We start from the raw sequence: 19,891 nt of genomic DNA, 5'->3' as shown, positions 1-19,891 counted from the left end.
CTAGTCCTGTTCGTCAGGCTCGTCGGCATTGCGAGCAATCGCCACAATAGTCACGCCGTCTGGTAGGTCCATCAGTTTGACCCCCATTGTGTTCCGATCACGCGTTCGGCGTACAGGCTTCACCGGAGTCCGGATCACGCCGCCGTTGCTGGTGATGGCAAACAGCTCGTCGTCCGGGCTGATGACGACCGCACCGACCAGACCGCCACGGCGCTCTGTGATCTTTGCGGTCAGCACCCCTTTACCTCCCCTACCCTGCACGGGGTATTCCTCGATCGGGGTACGTTTCGCGTAACCCCCGTTCGTCGCCACGAGGACATCCAGGTCCATGCCCTCGCGGACCACCTCCATCGCCAACAGCACGTCGTCGTCGGTGAACCGCATCCCGATCACGCCCGAGGTGGCCCGCCCCATCGGCCGGAGCGCCTCGTCGGTGGCGTTGAACCGGATCGCCTGCGCCTTCTTGGACACCAGCAGGAGGTCGTCCCCGGGTCCCGCCAGCGCCGCTCCGACCAGCTCGTCCTCGTCGCGGAGGTTGATCGCGATGATGCCGCCGGAGCGGTTGGAATCGAACTCCTCCAACCTCGTCTTCTTCACCAGACCGTTCCTGGTGGCCAGGACCAGGTACGGCGCGACCTGGTAGTCCGGGATTTCGATCACCTGGGCGATCTGCTCGTCAGGCTGGAAGGCGAGCAGATTGGCCACGTGTTGGCCTCTCGCCACCCTACTGGCCTCCGGCAACTCGTACGCCTTGGCCCGGTAGACCCTCCCCTTATTGGTGAAGAAGAGCATCCAGTCGTGCGTGGAGCAGACGAAGAAGTTGCTGACGATATCGTCCTGGCGCAGCGTCGCGCCACTGACCCCCTTGCCGCCCCGACGCTGTGAACGGTAGAGGTCGACCTTGGTCCGCTTGGCGTACCCGGTGCGGGTGATGGTGACGACCACGTCCTCGCGGGCGATAAGGTCCTCCATCGAGACCTCGCCCTCGAAAGGCACGATCTTGGTCCGGCGTTCGTCGCCCCACTTGGCGACGATCTCGCCGAGTTCCTCGGAGATGATCTTCCGCTGCCGCTCCGGCTTGGCCAGAATGTCCTTGAGGTCGGCGATCTCCAGCTCGATCTTGGCCAGCTCGTCAATGATTTTCTGACGCTCCAGCGCGGCGAGCCGGCGGAGCTGCATATCCAGGATCGCGGTGGCCTGCACCTCGTCGATGTCGAGGAGCTGGATCAGGCCCTGCCGGGCCTCCTCCACCGTCGGCGACCGCCGGATCAACGCGATGACCTCGTCGAGCGCGTCCAGCGCCTTGACCAGACCGCGCAGGATGTGCGCCCGCTCCTCGGCCTTGCGCAACCGGTACGCGGTCCGACGCCGGATCACGTCGATCTGGTGTGCCACGTAGTGCCGGATGAACTGGGCAAGGTTGAGCGTGCGCGGCACCCCGTCGACCAGGGCCAGCATGTTCGCGCCGAAGGTCTCCTGGAGCTGGGTGTGCTTGTAGAGGTTGTTCAGCACCACCTTCGCGACCGCGTCGCGCTTGAGCACCAGCACGATCCGCATGCCGGTACGCCCGGAGGACTCGTCCCGGATGTCGGCGATCCCGGCGAGCTTCCCCTCCTTGATTAGCTCGGCGATCCGCTCGGCCAGGTTGTCGGGGTTGACCTGGTACGGCAGCTCGGTGACGACGAGGCTCGTCCGGCCCTTCTTGTCCTCCTCGACCTCCACCACCGCGCGCATCCGGATCGAACCGCGCCCGGTCCGGTACGCGTCCTGGATCGGGGTGGTGCCCACGATCAGCCCGTGGGTCGGGAAGTCCGGCCCCTTCACGATCCCGATCAGCGCGTCGAGCGTGCTGGCCTCGTCGGCCTCCGGGTGCTCCAGGCACCACTGCACGGCGGCGGCGATCTCCCGCAGGTTGTGCGGCGGGATCTTGGTGGCCATGCCGACCGCGATGCCCTCGGAACCGTTGACCAGCAGGTTGGGAATCCTGGACGGCAGGATCGTCGGCTCCTTGGCCCGGCCGTCGTAGTTGTCCTGGAAGTCGACGGTGTCCTCGTCGATGTCCCGGAGCATCTCCATCGCCAGCGGGTCGAGCTTGCACTCCGTGTTGTGGCTGACGAACCCGTTGCTGACGAAGGAGTGGTCGTCGGTGTCGACCCGCAGGCTGTAGACCGGCCGCACCCCCGCGTCGGCGACCTCGGCCACCTCGGCGTAGTAGAACCGGCCGTCGACCAGCGGCTCGACGACGTCCAGTACCCCCCGATCGGTGATCCGGGCCGCGATCTCGGCCCGGTCCCGCTCCCAGCGCTCGATCCGGTCGACGTTGTGCCGGCGCAGCCAGTCCCGCTCGGTCCAGCGCTGCGCGCCGTGCTCGCGGATGAAGTCGCCGACGTACGGCACGTGGTCGCTGGAGAGCGCCGTGCTGCTGGCCGGCACGCTGGCAAGCTCCGACTCCAGCTTCGCCTGCTTGCGGCCGAGGAAGCCAACGTGCCGCGCGAACAGCCGGGCGTCCCGGCGGTTGGTCACCACGACCTTGATCTCGCCGTCGTCGTACCGGCACTGCTTGCTGATCACGCCGAACTCCAGCAGCAGTTGCTGGACCTCGCGGGCCAGCCGCTCGCTCCGGGTCGAGTACGAGATCTGCATGGTGTTGCGGGGCAGCAGGGACGACGACCCGTCGCCCTCGAAGAGCGCCTGGAGGAAGGCCCGCTTGACCGCCGCCAGCCCCTGCCAGACGAACTCCGGCACGAACTTCGCCGCGCTCCGCGCCCCGACCATCTCACCGAGCAGGCTCTTCCGCAGCTCGGTGAGATCCTGTACGTCGAGTTCGTGCAGCACACTGCCGGAGGCGATCACCCGCTCATTGACGTATCGAGGGCCGCCGACCGCGAGGTCGTAGGCGGCGAGCACCCGGACGAAGAACTCCCGGTCGACGTTGTTGAACCCGGCCCGGCCGGCCGAGACCCAGCCTTCGCTCACGAACGCGCCGGCGAGCACCGCCGCTTCGACGTGTTCCAGCATCGGGTAGCCGATCTCGTCCGGCACCGTCCGCTGGAGCACCACCCGGTCGCCGGGGCGGACCTCGGCGAGCAGCTTCCAGAGCAGGGTCGGCACCCCGGCCACCTGCACCAGGCAGAGCACCGGGTGGTTGTGCGTACCGGTCAGCTCGTAGCCCTCCCGGGTGCGCAGCCGCAAGGTCGGGTGCTCGCCGGAGTGGAAGAACTTCGAGGCGCGGACGAGGTCGCCGTTGCGGTCCCGGACCTTGAGGTCGATGTCCGTCTCGGAGCTGGGCGCCGCGCCGGAAACGATCTGGTCGATCCGGACGGTGCCGTTAGCAGCACGAATACGGGCATCTCCGGACAAGCAGTAACGCATCGCCGCAGCCGGGTCATTTCCGGGCGACCCAAAGTTGCCGTTGCCGTCGACCAGCGGGTAGCGCAGCGACCAGGTCTGGGCCATCCGGACCAGCGCGTCGTAGATCGCCGAGTCGCCGTGCGGGTGGAACTGACCCATCACGTCGCCGACCACCCGGGAGCACTTCACGTAGCCCCGGTCCGGGCGGTAGCCGGAGTCGAACATGGCGTAGAGGATCTTCCGGTGTACGGGCTTCAACCCGTCCCGTACGTCCGGCAGCGCCCGCCCGACGATCACGCTCATCGCGTAGTCGAGGTAGGAGCGCTGCATCTCCACCTCGAGCCCGACCGGCTCGATCCGGTCGTGCTGAGCGACCGCGCTGGCGGCAGCCGCGTCCTGCTCCGGCTCGTTAGCGGAGGACTCGGGAGTATCCGTCACTGTCAACCCTTATCAGACTCAAAGCCGCATTCCGCTGTGGATAACGGCTGTGGAAACCGTGGAAGCTGTGGATAACTGTGTGGAACGGCGGGTTCCGCTCGGCCGTTCGGCCGGGTCGGGGATCTCGACCCGGCCGGCCGGTCAACGTCGGGAGCGCCGTACCGCCGCTAGATGTCGAGGAACCGGACGTCCTTGGCGTTGCGCTGAATGAACGAGCGGCGTGCCTCCACGTCCTCGCCCATCAGGACGCTGAACAGCTCGTCGGCGGTCGCCGCGTCGTCCAGGGTGACCTGGCGGAGCGTACGCGTCGCCGGGTTCATCGTGGTTTCCCACAGCTCCGGGTAGTTCATCTCGCCCAGACCCTTGAACCGCTGGATGTCGTCCGGCTTGGCGTTCGGCTTCTTCTGCTGCCGCAGCGCGATCAGCCCGTCCCGCTCCCGGTCGGAGTAGGCGTACTGGGCGTCGTCGCCCTTGCGGTTCCACTTGATCTTGTAGAGCGGCGGTGCGGCCAGGTAGACGTGCCCCAGCTCGACCAGTGGCCGCATGAACCGGAACAGCAGGGTCAGCAGCAGGGTCTGGATGTGCTGGCCGTCGACGTCGGCATCGGCCATCAGCACGATCTTGTGATAGCGCAGCTTCTCGATGTCGAAGTCGTCGTGGATGCCGGTGCCGAGCGCGGTGATCAGCGCCTGGACCTCGTTGTTCTTCAGCACCCGGTCGATCCGGGCCTTCTCCACGTTGAGGATCTTGCCCCGGATCGGCAGGATCGCCTGGGTACGCGGATCCCGGCCCTGCTTCGCCGAGCCGCCCGCCGAGTCACCCTCGACGATGAACACCTCGGACTCGCGCGGGTCGGTGGACTGGCAGTCGGCCAGCTTGCCCGGCATCGAGCCGGACTCCAGCAGCGACTTGCGCCGGGCCAGCTTGCGCGCCTGCTGCGCCGCAATCCGGGCCCGGGCCGCCTGGGTCGCCTTGGTGATGATCAGCTTGACCTCGCCCGGGTTACGGTCGAACCAGTCGACCAGCCACTCGTTGCAGACCCGCTGCACGAAACTCTTCACCGGGGTGTTGCCGAGCTTGGTCTTGGTCTGCCCCTCGAACTGCGGGTTGGTCAGCTTGACCGAGATGATCGCCGCGAGCCCTTCCCGGATGTCCTCGCCGGAGAGCTTCTCGTCGTTCTTGAGCAGCTTCTTGTCCGCCCCGTACCGGTTCACCACGCTGGTCAGCGCGGCCCGGAAGCCCTCCTCGTGGGTGCCGCCCTCGTGCGTGTTGATGGTGTTGGCGAAGGTGTAGACCGACTCGCCGTACGACTCGTTCCACTGCATGGCGATCTCCACCGCCATTCCCTCGCCCTCCTCCTCGGCGCCGAACTCGACCACGGTCTTGTGGATCGGGTTCTTGGAGGCGTTCAGGTGCCGAACGAAGTCGGAGATGCCGTTCTTGTAGCAGAAGGTGACCTCGCGCGGCTTGCCGTCCTCCTCCTGCACCCGCTCGTCGCGGAGTTGGATGGTCAGCCCCCGGTTGAGGAAGGCCATCTCCTGGAGCCGGCGGTAGATGGTCTCGAAGGAGAAGTCGACGGTCTCGAAGACGGTCTCGTCGGGCCAGAAGGAGACCGCCGAACCGCTGGTGTTGGTGGTCTCGCCCTTCTCCAGCGGTGACGGCTTGGAGTTGGTGTAGCTCTGCCGCCAGACGTAGCCGTCCTTGTGGATCTCCACGAACATCCGGGTGGAGAGCGCGTTGACCACCGAGACGCCGACGCCGTGCAGGCCGCCGGAGACCGCGTACGCCTTGCCGTCGAACTTGCCGCCCGCGTGCAGCACGGTCAGCGCCACCTCGACACCCGGCTTCTTCAGCTTCGGGTGCAGGTCGACCGGGAAACCCCGGCCGTTGTCGGTGACCCGGACCCCGCCGTCGGCGAGCAGCACCACCTCGATGGTGTCGCAGTAGCCGGCCATCGCCTCGTCCACCGCGTTGTCCACGACCTCCTGGACAAGATGGTGCAGACCGCGCTCACCAGTCGATCCGATGTACATACCGGGCCGCTTGCGGACAGCCTCCAGGCCCTCCAGAACGGTGATCGACTCGGCGCCGTACTCCTGCTTCTTCTGCGCTGCCACCTTGGCCACTTTCTCGCGCGGTCCACGCCGTGCGGCGCGGGAGCGCGGGTTTGGTGGGCGGCCAACGACAGGCGCGCGGGCCGGCACCACGAGGAACTCCGGGTACGGTCGAACGCGCCGGTCGCCGCGGCTGCCCACGGATCGCGATCGGCTCGGACCCGGTGCGGTGCCGGCCGGACCGTTTCGGGCCCGGGTCCCCGCTCCACACCGTGTCGTCGTCTCGCCGTCAAGCTTACTGTGCCCAGATGACATATTGGGTATGCGGCACCCCTGCGCGGCGCCCTGAGACCCCCGTAGGCGGCCGTACCCCCTCGCCCACGACTCCCCCCACAGGCGCGAGATCGAATCGGGGGCGGTTTCCGGCACCGTCGTACCCTCGCCAGCCGACACCGCCCAGCCTGGTCGTCGCCGCCCAGTCGGGCCGCCGACGGACGGACTCCGGGCGCACGCCCGACCCGGGGGTCGCGCGGAGGGCGAGCGGTGCCGTAGCTTTGCGACGCCGGAAGTAAGCTCCGTGGCCAGGATGCCCGGTAAGCGCATCGGACGGTCCAACTGACCGGTTTCGTCAGGTGCATGGAGAGGTGACGCCCGATGGGGCTGGACAACGTCGCGGTGCGCTGGCCGCGGACCGGCCGCTTCTACGACCCGGTCGCTCCGGCCGAGTTCGTCGACTTCGGCGAGCTGGCCGACGTACCCGAGATGGCCGCGCCGACCGCGGCCCTGGCCGGATACATCGCCAAGAACGGTTCGGTCCGGGCGACCGCCTACACCGAACTCGTCGACCTGCTGCTCGGGCTGGACGGCGTGCTCTACGCCACCGAGGCCGCGGCCGAGGACGAGGATCCGGTGATCGACCCGGACGGCTGTGCCTGGATCGCCGGCGGCCTGGAGCGGTTCGTGGACGGGCACCGCGAGCACGGCGAGTCCGTGACCTTCGACACGGTCAGCGCCGTACTGCGGGCCGCGCTCGCCGACGGCCGCCTGGCCGAGCAGCAACTGCGCTGGCTGGACAGCCGGCTCGACGCGCTGCGCGACGACTCCGGAGCGCCGCCGCAGTGGAGCTTTCCCCGCTCCGAGCTGGGCGTGCTGGCCGGCTTCTACCGTCGCTGCGCCGAACGCGGCTTCGCCGTCTACGCCGACTCCTGATCGAACGCCGGCCTGACCGACAGCCGCCTGCCGCCGGTCGACAGTGGGCCGCGACTACCGGGTCACCATGGCGGCCATGAGCGCCGGCCCGCTCGGCGCCGGCCCGCGATCAGCCGGCCCGCGATCAGCCGGCTCGGCCAGCGCGTGCCGTCGGTCCGGCTCAGCCGTACGTATCCCGAGGGCCACGTCCTCGCACCCGCCGGGGACCTCGGGACCAGGACGGCGCCGTCGGGCCGTGCACGTGCAGCCGACGAACCACGCCGTGCCCGACCTCGGCGGCGATCCGCCGCAGCAGCGAGCCGGCAAGCAGCCGGAGCTGCGTCGCCCACGCCGTCGACTCCGCCTCGACCGTGAGTTCGCCGTTCTCCAGCTTCACCGGGCGGCTGTGCTCGGCCACGTCCGGGCCGACCACCCGCTCCCAGGCACCGAAGACGGTCGCCTCGGCGGCCGGCTGCTGCCAGCCCCGGGCCTTCACGAGCCGGGCCAGCACCGTACCGAGCAGTTGTGGATCCCGGGGGTCGGGCCCGGGGCCGGAGTAGCCGCGCGCCCGGCGCCGCTGCCCGCCCCGTCCGGCGGTCGAGCCGGCACCGCCGGGCCCGCCGGCCGCCGGCTCCACGTCCAGGTCGGCTCCGCCAGGGGTACGCCGACGCGGGCCGCTCGCCTTCCGTTTGGCGAGCGCGGCGTCGAGTACCGCCCGGGCCAGCGCCGGACCGGCCAGCTCACCGTCCCCGGCCGTCGGTGCCGAATCGCTCGCCGCTCCGGCGGGTACCGATGTCGGCTCGACCGCGGTCGGCCCGGTCGGGGTCGCCGGCTCGGCGGAGGATCGCGTCGCCGGCCTGTTCCGGGCCCGGCCGCCACCGGCACCAGCACCGCCACCGGAGTCGAAGTCGGTACCGGAGCCGCGCTGTCCCGGGGGCGGTCCGGGCGTCTGCGGGTCAGTCGGCACGGGACACCTGCCCGTCGGAGACCTCGTACCGGGCGCCCCGCAGGGCATTCGGCACGTCGTCGGCGACCGCGCAGGTGACCAGGAGCTGACTGGCCCCGGCGACCAGTTCGGCGAGGCGTTCCCGGCGACCGCTGTCCAGCTCGGCGAAGACGTCGTCCAGGATCAGCACCGGTTCGACACCGTCGGCGCGGAGCAGGTCGTAGGCGGCGAGCCGGAGCGCCAGCGCGTACGACCAGGATTCGCCGTGACTCGCGTACCCCCGGGCCGGCAGGGTGCCGAGGGTCAGGGTCAGCTCGTCGCGGTGCGGGCCGACCAGGGTCATGCCACGGTCGATCTCCGCCGGCCGGGACTCGGCGAGCGCGGCGGAGAGGGCTCCCTCCAGGGCCGACCGGTCCGGCACCGGGTCGGGCAGCTCCACCGACGGCCGGTACGCGATCGACGCCGCACCCCGCCCGGCGGCCACCGCGTCGTACGCCTTGGTCACGTGCGGTCCCAGCGCGGCGACCAGCTCCAGCCGCCCGGCCAGCAGATCCGCCCCGTGCCGGGCCAGGTGGGTGTCCCAGACCGCCAGGGTCGACAGGTCGCCCCCGCCCTCGGCCGGTCCCTCGGCGTCAGCGCGGGCCGCCCGCCCCCGCCCACCCGAAGTCTTCCGGGCCAGATAGGAGGTACGCAGCAACGCGTTGCGCTGCTTCACCACCCGCTCGTAGTCGGCGCGGACGGCGGCGTACCGGGGCATCCGGGTGACCAGCAGGTCGTCGAGGTAGCGCCGCCGCTCGGCCGGGTCACCCCGGACCAGTTCCAGGTCCTCCGGGGCGAAGAGCACCAGCCGCAGTGCGCCGAGCACGTCCCGGGCGCGGCGGGCCGGTGAGCGGTTGAGTCGGGCCCGGTTGGCCCGGCCCGGGGCGATCTCCAGCTCGACCAGCAGCTCCCGGCCGTCGTGCACGATCGCGCACCGGAGCACGGCGGTCGCCGCGCCGGCCCGGACCAGCGGGGCGTCGGTGGCGACCCGGTGACTGGCCAGCGTCGCCACGTAGCCGAGCGCCTCGACGAGGTTGGTCTTGCCCACCCCGTTCGGGCCGACGAGTACGTTCCCACCCGGCTCCAGGTCGACGCCGACCCGCTCGTACGAACGGAAGTCGACCAGTTCGAGCCGGCGGACGTACACCGGTCAGTGCTTGCGGACGGCGTGCCCGCCGAACTGCTGGCGCAGCGCGGAGACGGCCTTCAACGCCGGTGAGCTGTCCTGGCGGGAAACGAACCGGGCGAAGAGCGCGGCGGTGATGACGTTCAACGGCACGGCGAGCCGAACCGCCTCGTCGACCGTCCAGCGGCCCTCGCCGGTGTCCTCGGTGTAGTCGCTGAGCTGGGCCAGCTCCGGGTCCTCGTCGAGGGCCCGGTCGAGCAGGTCGAGCAGCCAGGATCGGACCACCGTCCCTTCCCGCCAGGACTTGACCACCCCCGGCACGTTGGTCACCAGCTCGGAGGCGGTGAGCAGCTCGTAGCCCTCGGCGTAGGCGTGCATCAGGCCGTACTCGATGCCGTTGTGCACCATCTTGGCGTAGTGCCCGGCGCCGACCGGCCCGGCGTGCACGAAGCCGAACTCGCCCGCCGGCTTGAGCGTGTCGAAGATCGGCATCAGCCGCCCGACGTGCTGCTCGTCGCCGCCGACCATCAGGCCGTAGCCGTTCTCCCGCCCCCAGACGCCGCCGGAGACGCCGACGTCGATGTAGCCGATGCCGTGTCGGTCGAGCTTCTCCGCCCGGGGCAGGTCGTCGCTGAACCGGGAGTTTCCGCCGTCGACGACGATGTCTCCGGCGGAGAGCACCTCGATCAGCCCGTCGACGGTCGGCTCGGTGTACGCCACCGGCACCATCACCCAGACCGCCCGGGGCGCGGCCAGCTTCTCGGCCAGCTCCGCCAGGCTGGCCACGTCGCTGAGCGCCGGATTCTGGTCGTAGCCGATCACCTCGTGCCCGGCGGCGCGCAGTCGCTCGCGCATGTTGCCGCCCATTCGGCCGAGGCCCACCAGGCCGAGTTGCATGAACTTTCCTTCCAGAACCGGTGCGATCAGCGGGTGACCCGGATCGGCATGATCAGATAGCGATAGCCGGGAACGATCTCCCCGTCCTCGGTGGAGGGCGAGATCACCGCGGGCTTGAAGGCGTCGACGAAGGAGAAGACCGCCAGCGTCGAGCCAAGGTTCTGGAGTCCGTCGATCAGGTATTGCGGGTTGAAGCCGATGGTCAGCGGCTCGCCGGTGAAGGTGGCGTCCATCGCCTCGCTGGCCCGGGCCTCCTCGGTGCTGCCGGCCTCGACGACCAGGCCGTCCGAGCTGAAGTTGAGCAGCACCGGCGTGGTCCGGCCGCCGACCAGTGACACCCGCTTGACGACCTCGACGAGCGCGGCGACCGAGACCCGGGCCTCCGCGTTGGAACTGGCCGGGAAGAGCGAACGCACCGGCGGGTAGTTGGCGCCGTCCAGCAGTCGGCTGGTGGTCCGGCGGGTGCCTCCGGCGAACCCGATCAGCCCCTCACCGGCGGCACCCTGGGAGAGCGCCATCGTGACGTCGCCGCCGAGCGGCCCGAGCGCCTTGGCGGTGTCGTGCAGGGTCCGGGCCGGCACCAGCGCGTTGATGCTGACCTCCGGGTCGTCCGGCCGCCAGTCGATCTCGCGCAGCGCCAGCCGGTAGCGGTCGGTGGCCAGCATCGCCAGGGTGGAGCCGTTCAGCTCGATGCGTACCCCGGTCATCATCGGCAGCGTCTCGTCCCGGCCGGCGGCAATCGCGACCTGGCCGACCGCGGCGGCGAAGGTGGCCGCGTCGATGGTGCCGGCGCTGCCCGGCATCTCCGGCAGGGTCGGGTAGTCCTCGACCGGCATCGTCGGCAGGGTGAACCGGGCGCTGCCGCAGACCAGCTCCAGATGCGCCCCGGCGGCGGCGATGTCCACCGGCTTCGCCGGCAGCGCCTTGGTGATCTCCGCCAGCAGCCGGCCGGAGACCAGTGCGGCGCCCTCCGCCTCGCTCTGCACGTCGACGGTCACCTGGCTGGAGACCTCGTAGTCGAAGCCCGAGACGTGCAGCCCGCCCTCGCCGGCCCGGAGCAGTACGCCGGCCAACACCGGCACCGAGGGACGGTTGGGCAGACTCTTCGCGGTCCACGCCACGGCGTCGGCGAGCGCGTCACGCTCCACGCGGAACTTCATGCCATGCCTCCGGATCGACGTCAGCGACAACTGTCTCATGCCGGCGGCCGCCTTCCGGCCCCGCCAACCCTGCGGGTCTCACTCGCACCTTAGGGCCCGGCCGCATCGGCTGTGCGCCCGACCCCGGTACTTCGGCAGATCCTGACCCATGGGTACGACGGATCAAAAGAGTCCACAGGATGCCCAACGCCGATGATTGGTTTTTGTTCTCTTCTAGAGATAACTCAATCGTCTTCATCGGTGCTGTGCAAACTGTGGAGGAGCGGCCTCTGCCCTGATCAACGAGTTGTCCACCGGTGTACGAGGTGTGGACAACCGGGGTCGAAACCCGGCTCGCGATCCACAGGCACCGCCGTCGGTGAGGTTTTCCACCCTTGTCCACCGGTTGTCCACCGGGTTACCCACCGGCTTTTCCCCATCTGTGGGTACAGCCGGTGAAAGATCGACGAGCACCGTCCCCAGAACCTTCAACAGCTCGTACACAGCCCGGCGGGAGCGGTGGACAACTTCGTGACGGTCAGTGACTGTCCACACACGTTTCCCCAACCTTTGTCCACAGGTTGTGGGTTCTCCGTCCGAAGCCGACCGGAGGTTATCCACCGACGGTGGACAACCGGCTGTGGACAGCCGGTGGACAACGCGCCGCCCTGTGCACGACTCGGGACCGGGCGGTCGGCGGCAGCGCCCCGCCGGATACGACCGAGGGCCGGGTACGGACCGGATCGGCCCGTACCCGGCCCTCGCCGGCGCGGTCGGTGGAGTCAGGTGTTCTGCTTGATCCGGTTCGTCAGCTCGGCGATCTGGTTGTAGAGCGAGCGGCGTTCCGCCATCTGCTGCCGGATCTTCCGGTCGGCGTGCATCACGGTGGTGTGGTCACGCCCGCCGAACGCCTGGCCGATCCGGGGCAGCGACAGGTCGGTCAGCTCCCGGCACAGATACATCGCCACCTGTCGGGCGTTGACGAGTACCCGGGACCGGGACTGGCCGCGCAGGTCCTCCAGGCTCACCCCGAAGTAGTCGGCGGTGGAGATCATGATCTGGTCCGCGGTGATCTCCGGACCGGAGCCGTCGGGGATGAAGTCCCGGAGCACCTCCTCGGCCAGCGAGAGTTCGACCGGCGACCGGGTCAGCGACGCGAACGCGGTGACCCGGATCAGCGCCCCCTCTAGTTCCCGGATCGAGTTGGCGATCCGGGAGGCGATGAACTCCAGCACGTCCGGCGGGGCGAAGAGCCGCTCCTGGGCCGCCTTCTTCTGGAGGATCGCGATCCGGGTCTCCAGGTCCGGCGGCTGGATGTCGGCGAGCAGCCCCCACTCGAACCGGGTACGCAGCCGGTCCTCCAGCGTCGCCAGGTCCTTCGGCTTCCGGTCCGAGGTGATCACGATCTGCTTGTTGGCGTTGTGCAGGGTGTTGAAGGTGTGGAAGAACTCCTCCTGGGTCCGCTCGCGGTTCTCCAGGAACTGGATGTCGTCGATCAGCAGGATGTCGACGTCGCGGTAGCGGCGCTGGAACGCACTCGTCTTGTCGTCCCGGAGCGAGTTGATGAAGTCGTTGGTGAACTCCTCGGTCGAGACGTACCGGACCGAGCGGGCGTTGCCCAGCGTCGTCGCGTAGTGCCCGATGGCGTGCAGCAGGTGGGTCTTGCCCAGCCCCGAACTGCCGTAGATGAACAGCGGGTTGTACGCCTTGGCCGGCGACTCGGCGACCGCGACCGACGCCGCGTGGGCGAACCGGTTGGACGAGCCGATGACGAACGTCTCGAACATGTACTTCGGATTCAGCCGGTTGCCGCCGACGTCTCCGGCCCCGCCGACCCCGCCCGGCCGGCGGTCGTCCCGGCCACCCGGCCGGTGCTCGGCGAACCCCCCGCCCCGGCCGGGGCCGTTGTCCGGACCGCCGTCCCGTCCCGGCCCGAGCCGTCCGGCACCGTCCCGGGCGTCGTGGTAGCGACGGTCCACCGACCGGTGGTCGCCGAACTGGCCGAGGTCGCCGGTGTCGGTCCCGCGCTCGTCGAAGCCCCGCCGATCCTGGTGCGGGGCGGTCGGCCGGTACGGCTCGGGGTAGGGCGCGCTGAACAACGTCTCCTGGCCGTCCCGGCTGGCCGGGATCAGGTTGCCCCGGGCGGTGTCGGGTCGCACGGGCGGTCGCCCGGCACCGCCGGACGGCACCTGCGCCGAGCCGGTGAACGGCGGAGGCTTGCGCCCGCCGGCCTGGTCCGGCGCCGGGTTCCGGTGTTCGGGTACGTCGGGGCCGGTGCCGGCCGGAAACTCCTGCTCCGGCCGCGCCCGGTAGTCGCGCTCGGCGTCACCGGGAAAGCGGAGCGGCTCGGCCCGGTATCCGCCGGCCGGGTCGGGCGCGGGCTCGCGGTCGCCGTATCCACCGGTCGGGTCCGGGCCGGTGTAGCCCCTCGGCGGGTCGGTGTTCTCGTATCCAGTGGCCGGATCGGCACCGCCGGAATAACCGGCCGCGCCGCCGGACCCCGGATAACCCGGGGGTACGGCCAGCCCGGCCGGTTCGGGTCCGGGCGGATAGCCGGTACCGGCCGGGCGCACCTGGCCATCCTCCGGCGGCCGTACGGTGACCGCCACCTGGACCGCCCGGCCCAGCCGGCGGGAGAGCGCCTCGGTGATCGCCGGGCGGAGCCGTGACTCGATCACGTCCCGGGTGAAGGCGTCCGGTACGGAGAGCAGCGCGGTGTCCTCGATGATGGTGTGCAGACGGGTCAGCCGGAGGTAGGCGCGCTGCTGGGCCGAAATGATCTCGTCGGCCAGTTCCTCGGTCGTCGCCGCCCACACCGCGCCAAGGTCGATCGTGTCGGCCACCGTCGCGCCACCCCCATCGCCTCTGCGTCTCCGGCCGCCGTTGCCGTCCCAGTCGACCGTTCCAGGCTTGCTGACGTGCTCGAACAGGCACGCGCGGCGCCCGACGGTTGTCGGCGCCGTCCACAGGTTATCCACAGCCTGTGTATCGACCGATTGTGTCGCTCGGCCGGGCGTTCCGTGTCGTCTTGCCCCGGCCCGACCGGCGTTGACGCGGGTTCATCTGTCGAACGATCGACGAGCTTGTCCGGTTTTGCCCGTCAGCGGCATCCCCACCCCCTGACGCTGACGTGCAATCGGGCACGCTAACAGCGTTGTCCACAACCCTTCAACCGTCGGCTCCGCCGGGACCTTGTCGACATCGGCGAAAAACCCCCGCCGACCGGGCGGTCAGCGGCTTCGTCGACGGGCCGAGCCGGTTGCCGATCATGACGTTTGACGGCCGTTGTCGGGCTGCGTAGGCTCCGACGGTTGCTCTGTCGCCCTCTGCTAGGGTGATGGGAGACTGTTGACCGCGACCCGGCACGGGCCGTGGCTGATGCCTGGACGGCATCGACACCCGGCCGTCCCAGGCGGTCGACGCCAGACAATCACCCGACCCCGCTGTCGCACGACCGGGGCGTACGACGACGGAGAGCCTGACGTGAGCAAGCGCACCTTCCAGCCGAACAACCGCCGGCGCGCGAAGACCCACGGCTTCCGGCTGCGCATGCGCACCCGGGCTGGTCGCGCCATCCTCTCGGCCCGCCGTGGCAAGGGTCGCGCCCGCCTGTCGGCCTGACGGCTGGCAAGGCCGGTCCGGGGGATGTAGGCAGTCGTGCTGGCGGCCGCGCAGCGACTGCGGCGCAGCAGTGACTTCGCCGCGGCGATCCGGGGTGGGCGCCGTGCCAGTCGAGGATCCGTGGTGGTCCATCTTGATTCGGCCGGTACCCCGGATGCACCTTCTTCCCCGACGACCACGACGGCATTGGAGCCGGTTCGGAGCGCCGGTGCGGGACACGAGCCCGCGCCCGCCCGGGCCGGCTTCGTCGTCTCCAAGGCGGTGGGCGGCGCGGTGGTCCGGAACAAGGTCCGGCGCCGCCTGCGGCACCTGGTCCGCGACCGGCTGCCGGGCCTGCCGCCCGACACCACCCTGGTCGTACGCGCACTGCCCGGCGCCGCCGGCGCCTCGTACGCCCGGCTCGGCACCGACCTGGACGCCGCGATCGCGGCGGCACTCGCCCCCCGGAAGTCCTCCCGGCGGCCCCGATGACGACGTCATCCGACGGTACGTCCGGGATGACACTCGGTGCCCGAGTGCTGGCGGGAGCCGTCGTCGCGTACCGTCGTTGGATAAGCCCGGCGCTGCCGGCCCGCTGTCGGTTCTACCCGTCGTGCAGCGCGTACGCCCTGGAGGCGGTCACGCGGCACGGTGCGCTCCGGGGAGCCGTCCTGGCGGTTCGGCGGCTGTTGCGCTGCCACCCCTTCCACCCCGGTGGATATGACCCGGTACCGGAGCCGGGCGCACGCCGCCATGCCGATGTGACTGGAGCCCCGAATTGAGTCTCGACTGGATCTACTGGGCGATCTCGTGGATCCTGCTGCTGTGGCACTCCGCCTGGGACGCCATCGGGGTGTCGGCGGGGGCGGTCCTGGGTACCAACTGGTCCTGGATCCTGGCGATCATCTTCCTGGTGGTCACCCTACGGGTGATCCTCTTCCCGATCTTCGTCAAGCAGATCAAGTCGCAGCGGGCGATGCAGGCGCTCCAGCCCCAGCTGAAGGCGCTCCAGGAGAAGCACAAGGGTGACCGGGAGACGCTCCAGAAGGAAATGATGGAGCTCTACCGGAAGGAGAAGGCGAACCCGCTGATGGGTTGCCTTCCGATCTTCCTACAGGCTCCGGTCTTCATCGGTCTCTTCCACGTGCTCCGCCGGCTCGACCCGGCAAACGAGGGCAAGACCCGGTACGGCTGGACCGCCGACCAGTTCGAGAGCGCCACCCACGCCCGGCTCTTCGACGTGCCGATCGCCGGCAAGTTCGGCTCCACCGCGGCGGAGTTGGCCCGGCTGGACGCCAGCGGCACCTCGGTGAAGATCCTGGCCGGTGTCCTGGTGGCCATCATGATCGCCACCACCTACCTGACCAGCCGGCAGATGATCCTCAAGACCGGCTGGGCCGAGGACCCGCAGCAGCGCATGATCCAGCGGCTGATGCTCTACGGCATCCCCGCCTCGCTGCTGGTCTCCGGCGCGATCTTCCCGATCGGTGTGGTCATCTACTGGGTCACCAACAACCTCTTCACCCTCGGCCAGCAGCAGTGGGTGCTGCGCAAGTACCCGCCGCCGCCGACCGCCGGCCGGCTGCCGAAGCCGGGCGAGTCGACTCCTCGGCGTACCGCCGGAGCCGGATCCGGTGGTGGCCGGCGCGGCACCGACTCCCGCAACCCGGTACAGCCCGGCAAGCCGGCGAAGCCCGCCGGGCGGTTCGGGCGGTCCAAGGCCAACGGTGTGCAGCCGGAGAAGCCGGCCGTCGACACCAAGGCGCTCGCTCCCAAGCCGGGCGCCAAGCCGGTCAACCCCAAGAAGGGGCGACCGGCGAAGCGTCAGGGTTGACGCGACCGGCCACCGGCCGAAACTGTTCGGTCGGTGGCCCGGTAGGACTTCGGGCCGTGCTGCCACCAGCGCTGGCGCCGGCCGGAATCCGCCGCGCCCCGTGACGACGGGCACTGTTGCCCGTGCAGACGTGCCCGTGGCACTCGGCGATCTCCCGCCGGGCCCCGGGAAACCAGCGGGACCGTACGGTCCGGCCGAGAGAGTACGGAGATGAGACGGTGACCGACACCAGTATTCCGCGCGCCGAGCAGCCCATCGGGGACACCGATCCGGTCCTGCCGGCGGGCTCGCCCGCGGACGCCGAAACCACCGAGGCCGTTGCGGTTGCCGGGGAGAGCGCGGACGCCGGTCCGGAGCCGGACGACGACGACGTGGACGGCGAGGAGGACGGCGACGAGGTCGAGCAGGCCAGCAACGGTGCGAAGCCGGCCGCGCCGACCAGCGACGCCGACCTGTTCCGGCAGAGCGAGATCGCGGCGGACTACGTCGAGGGGCTGCTCGACATCCTCGACTACGACGGCGACATCGACGAGCTGGTCTCCGCCGGACGACCGGTGGTCGAGGTGGTCGGCGGGCGGTTGCAGGCGCTGGTCGGGCAGCGCGGTGCCACCCTGGAGGCGCTCCAGGAGCTGACCCGGCTCGCCGTGTTCCGGCAGACCGGGTCGCCCAGCCGGCTGCTGCTGGATGTCGGCGGCTACCGGGCGACCCGCCGCAAGGAGCTGTCCGCGGTGGCCAAGAACGCGGTCGAGAAGGTCAAGCAGCACGGCGAGGCCGTCCGGCTGGAGCCGATGTCCGCCTTCGAACGGAAGTGCGTGCACGACGTGGTCAACGCCATCGCCGGGGTGGAGAGCGAGTCCGAGGGCGTCGAGCCGAACCGCCGGATCGTCGTACGCCCGGTCGACTGAGCGGTCGATGACGTACCGATCCGAATCCGGCCCGGGTGGCGAACCGCCGCCCGGGCCGTTGCCTGTCCGGGCCGGGGGCGACAGCTCGCCGGCCGTACCGCTTCCCGCCGAACTCGCCGAGCCGGCCCGTACCCTCTTCGCGGACCGGCTTCCGCTCGCCGCCTCGTACGCCGAACTGCTGGCCGGCCCCGGTGTGCTGCGCGGCCTGATCGGCCCCCGCGAGACGCCCCGGATCTGGGACCGGCACCTGCTCAACTGCGCGGCGGTGGTGGAACTCCTGCCGGTCGGTGCCTCCGTGGTGGACGTCGGCTCCGGTGCCGGGCTTCCCGGAATCGTCCTCGCGATCGCCCGGCCGGACCTGGCCGTCACGCTGGTCGAGCCGCTGGCCCGACGGGCCGTTTTCCTGGCCGAGGTGGTCACCGCGCTCGACCTCGCGGACGCCGTCACCGTGGTCCGGGCCCGGGCGGAGGAACTCGCCGCGAGCCGGCGCGAGAGTGCCGGTGGCCGGCGCCGCCGTCCCGGTAGGAGCGGCCGGTCCGCCGCTCCGCTTCCGGTCGAGCCCGGCGGACCGGTGGAGCTGGCCAACCTTCCGGCCGAGTTGCGGGTACCGGCCGACGTCGTGACGGCCCGCGCCGTCGCCCCGCTCGACCGGCTCGCCGGTTGGTGCCTTCCGCTTGCCAGGCCCGGCGGGCGGCTGCTCGCTCTCAAGGGAGCCAGCGCCGCCGAGGAGGTGGCAGAACACGCCGAAGCGGTACGCCGGCTGGGCGGGTCGCCGCCGGTCGTCCGGCATGCCGGCCTTGGCGTGGTCGATCCGCCGACGACCGTGGTGGAGGTGGTCCGGGAGCGTGCCGGCCGAACGACTGCCCCGGGTTCGGCGGGCGGCCGGCGAGGCAGCGCCACCCGGTAGCGGGTTGCTCGACGGGCCGGGTCTGTGCCGGTCGGCTCCGCCGCGACCCTCCGGGCCGGATGCCTGGGGTGTCGGCTTCTTTGTTGTGTGTCGGGCGGCTGACTGTCGTGTCTCGCCGGGCGTGGCGCTGTTGCGGGCGGCTTTGGTCACACCGGTCGGGTGCGTTGGGCAGGGCGCTCCGGCGATACCCTGGGCCGGTGATGCTGCCCCTGCCGTCCGGCGAGTTCCAGGCATACCTCTTCGACTGCGACGGCACCATCGTCGACTCCATGCCGCTGCACTACCTCGCCTGGCAGCAGGCGTTGGCGGAGTGGAACTGCGACTTTCCGGAGGACGTCTTCTACGCCTGGGGCGGCCGGACGGTGGTCGACATCATCGCCGCCCTCAACGAGCGGCAGGGTCTCGCCATGCCGCCGGCGGCGGTTGCCCGACGTCGGGAGGATCTCTATCGCGAGCTGCTGCCGCGTCTCACCGCCGTACCCGAGGTGCGGCAGCACATCGACCAGGCCCACCGGCGACTTCCGTTCGCCGTGGTGTCCGGCAGTACGAGGGAGTCGGTCACCGCCTCGCTGGAGACGCTCGGCCTGCTGGAGAAGTTCGACGTACTGGTCTGCGCCGAGGACTACACGATGGCCAAGCCCGATCCGGAGGGCTTCCTGCTCGCCGCCCGCCTGTTGGGCGTACCCCCGGAGTCCTGTCTGGTGTTCGAGGACACCGAGTTGGGCATCCGGGCGGCGACGGCGGCGGGGATGGCGTCGGTACGCGTACCGGAGGCCGGGCAGCGCCGGACGGTTGGTCGCCAGCGGGATCGTATCGGTGAGGCGTCGGCGGCGTTCTGACGGAAACGTTTTCGCAGGCTGCGGTGATAGCGGCGGCTTAGTGAGCAGGGCAAGCTTGTTTCGATCGAGGTCGATGTTTATGTCCAGCGGCTTTCGGCGGCCTTGTCGGCCGTGCCGGCCGCTGTGTGGAAGGTGGCGGCGGGGCGGGCCGTCGCAGCGGTTGCGATTCTCGGAAGGGCGGGCGCGACGTGGCGTACCCAACAAGGCGGGTGTGGCAGGCACAATTGTTGGCAGTCGGGCCGAGGCGTCGAATCCGCTGATCAGAGCCGGTCCTCAGGGACGGAACTCCGGAACGACGAGCTTTCATCCTACGGACAGCCGTGGCCCTATTTGCCCAGCGGCCGTAGGCTGACCGCGCGTCGATAGTGTAGACCGGGCAGCGGGTGGCGCATCGGGCCTTCGCTGCTTCTTGCCGGACCGCACGCTAAGCCCCAAGGCGCGGGCATGGGCGCTGACCGGGCCGACACCATCCGAAGCTGGCAGGGATGACACGGTGCATGACAACGGTAGGTATGACGATCCAGAGATGACGGACTCCGGGGGCTACCACTCCGGGGGCGCCGATGTTTCACGTGAAACCGACTACGAAGGTTGGTCTGCCAGCGGCCGGGCTCGGCCGCCAGAGCAG

General features: G+C 70.3%; 15 protein-coding genes. 8 read left to right on the top strand and 7 right to left on the bottom strand.

What is annotated here, in order from left to right; genetic code table 11:
• Both gyrA and gyrB read right to left on the bottom strand, forming a co-directional pair.
• Positions 1-3,789, bottom strand: a complete 3,789-nt coding sequence (gene gyrA / locus Pma05_RS22975) for an intein-containing DNA gyrase subunit A (RefSeq protein ID WP_203859509.1) — start codon at positions 3,787-3,789, stop codon at positions 1-3.
• A gap of 167 nt (positions 3,790-3,956) precedes the next feature.
• A complete protein-coding gene (gyrB, locus tag Pma05_RS22970; protein ID WP_203859508.1) occupies positions 3,957-5,906 on the bottom strand; it encodes a DNA topoisomerase (ATP-hydrolyzing) subunit B in 1,950 nt (649 codons plus the stop codon).
• A gap of 591 nt (positions 5,907-6,497) precedes the next feature.
• Here gyrB and Pma05_RS22965 point away from each other — a divergent pair.
• Positions 6,498-7,052, top strand: coding sequence for a hypothetical protein (locus Pma05_RS22965; RefSeq protein ID WP_203859507.1), 555 nt, complete (start codon positions 6,498-6,500; stop codon positions 7,050-7,052).
• Positions 7,053-7,212: 160 nt separating this feature from the next.
• Here Pma05_RS22965 and Pma05_RS22960 read toward each other — a convergent pair whose 3' ends face one another.
• From Pma05_RS22960 to dnaA, 5 genes are all read right to left on the bottom strand, one after another.
• On the bottom strand, positions 7,213-7,755 hold the full coding sequence (locus Pma05_RS22960; protein WP_372441537.1) for a DciA family protein: 543 nt from the start codon (positions 7,753-7,755) through the stop codon (positions 7,213-7,215).
• A 232-nt stretch (positions 7,756-7,987) separates the two neighbouring features.
• On the bottom strand, positions 7,988-9,163 hold the full coding sequence (gene recF, locus Pma05_RS22955; protein ID WP_203859506.1) for a DNA replication/repair protein RecF: 1,176 nt from the start codon (positions 9,161-9,163) through the stop codon (positions 7,988-7,990).
• 3 nt (positions 9,164-9,166) lie between these two features.
• Positions 9,167-10,039: a phosphogluconate dehydrogenase (NAD(+)-dependent, decarboxylating) gene (gene gnd / locus Pma05_RS22950; RefSeq protein ID WP_203859505.1), complete on the bottom strand. Its 873-nt coding sequence runs from the start codon at positions 10,037-10,039 to the stop codon at positions 9,167-9,169.
• 26 nt (positions 10,040-10,065) lie between these two features.
• On the bottom strand, positions 10,066-11,199 hold the full coding sequence (gene dnaN / locus Pma05_RS22945; protein ID WP_203859504.1) for a DNA polymerase III subunit beta: 1,134 nt from the start codon (positions 11,197-11,199) through the stop codon (positions 10,066-10,068).
• Between the two features lie 761 nt (positions 11,200-11,960).
• A complete protein-coding gene (gene dnaA, locus Pma05_RS22940) occupies positions 11,961-14,021 on the bottom strand; it encodes a chromosomal replication initiator protein DnaA (RefSeq protein WP_275414738.1) in 2,061 nt (686 codons plus the stop codon).
• 640 nt (positions 14,022-14,661) lie between these two features.
• Here dnaA and rpmH point away from each other — a divergent pair.
• From rpmH to Pma05_RS22905, 7 genes are all read left to right on the top strand, one after another.
• Entirely contained in the window at positions 14,662-14,799 is a 138-nt protein-coding gene (gene rpmH / locus Pma05_RS22935) for a 50S ribosomal protein L34 (protein WP_203859503.1), read from the top strand.
• Between the two features lie 36 nt (positions 14,800-14,835).
• A complete protein-coding gene (gene rnpA / locus Pma05_RS22930) occupies positions 14,836-15,270 on the top strand; it encodes a ribonuclease P protein component (RefSeq protein WP_203859502.1) in 435 nt (144 codons plus the stop codon).
• A gap of 26 nt (positions 15,271-15,296) precedes the next feature.
• The gene (yidD, locus tag Pma05_RS22925) at positions 15,297-15,560 is read left to right on the top strand and encodes a membrane protein insertion efficiency factor YidD (protein ID WP_203859543.1); all 264 of its coding nucleotides are present in this window, start codon (positions 15,297-15,299) and stop codon (positions 15,558-15,560) included.
• Positions 15,557-16,612, top strand: a complete 1,056-nt coding sequence (gene yidC, locus Pma05_RS22920) for a membrane protein insertase YidC (protein ID WP_203859501.1) — start codon at positions 15,557-15,559, stop codon at positions 16,610-16,612. The genes yidD and yidC overlap by 4 nt, the downstream gene beginning before the upstream one ends.
• 218 nt (positions 16,613-16,830) lie before the next feature.
• On the top strand, positions 16,831-17,517 hold the full coding sequence (locus Pma05_RS22915) for a Jag family protein (protein WP_372441533.1): 687 nt from the start codon (positions 16,831-16,833) through the stop codon (positions 17,515-17,517).
• Positions 17,518-17,524: 7 nt separating this feature from the next.
• A complete protein-coding gene (locus Pma05_RS22910) occupies positions 17,525-18,424 on the top strand; it encodes a 16S rRNA (guanine(527)-N(7))-methyltransferase RsmG (RefSeq protein ID WP_203859500.1) in 900 nt (299 codons plus the stop codon).
• 200 nt (positions 18,425-18,624) lie between these two features.
• The gene (locus tag Pma05_RS22905; protein WP_307836882.1) at positions 18,625-19,263 is read left to right on the top strand and encodes an HAD family hydrolase; all 639 of its coding nucleotides are present in this window, start codon (positions 18,625-18,627) and stop codon (positions 19,261-19,263) included.
• Positions 19,264-19,891 lie beyond the last annotated feature (628 nt).

Source organism: Plantactinospora mayteni, from assembly GCF_016862935.1.
Classification (GTDB): Bacteria; Actinomycetota; Actinomycetes; order Mycobacteriales; family Micromonosporaceae; genus Plantactinospora; species Plantactinospora mayteni.
The sequence above is the reverse complement of the archived record's forward strand: the minus strand, read 5'-3'. Positions and strand labels throughout refer to the sequence as shown.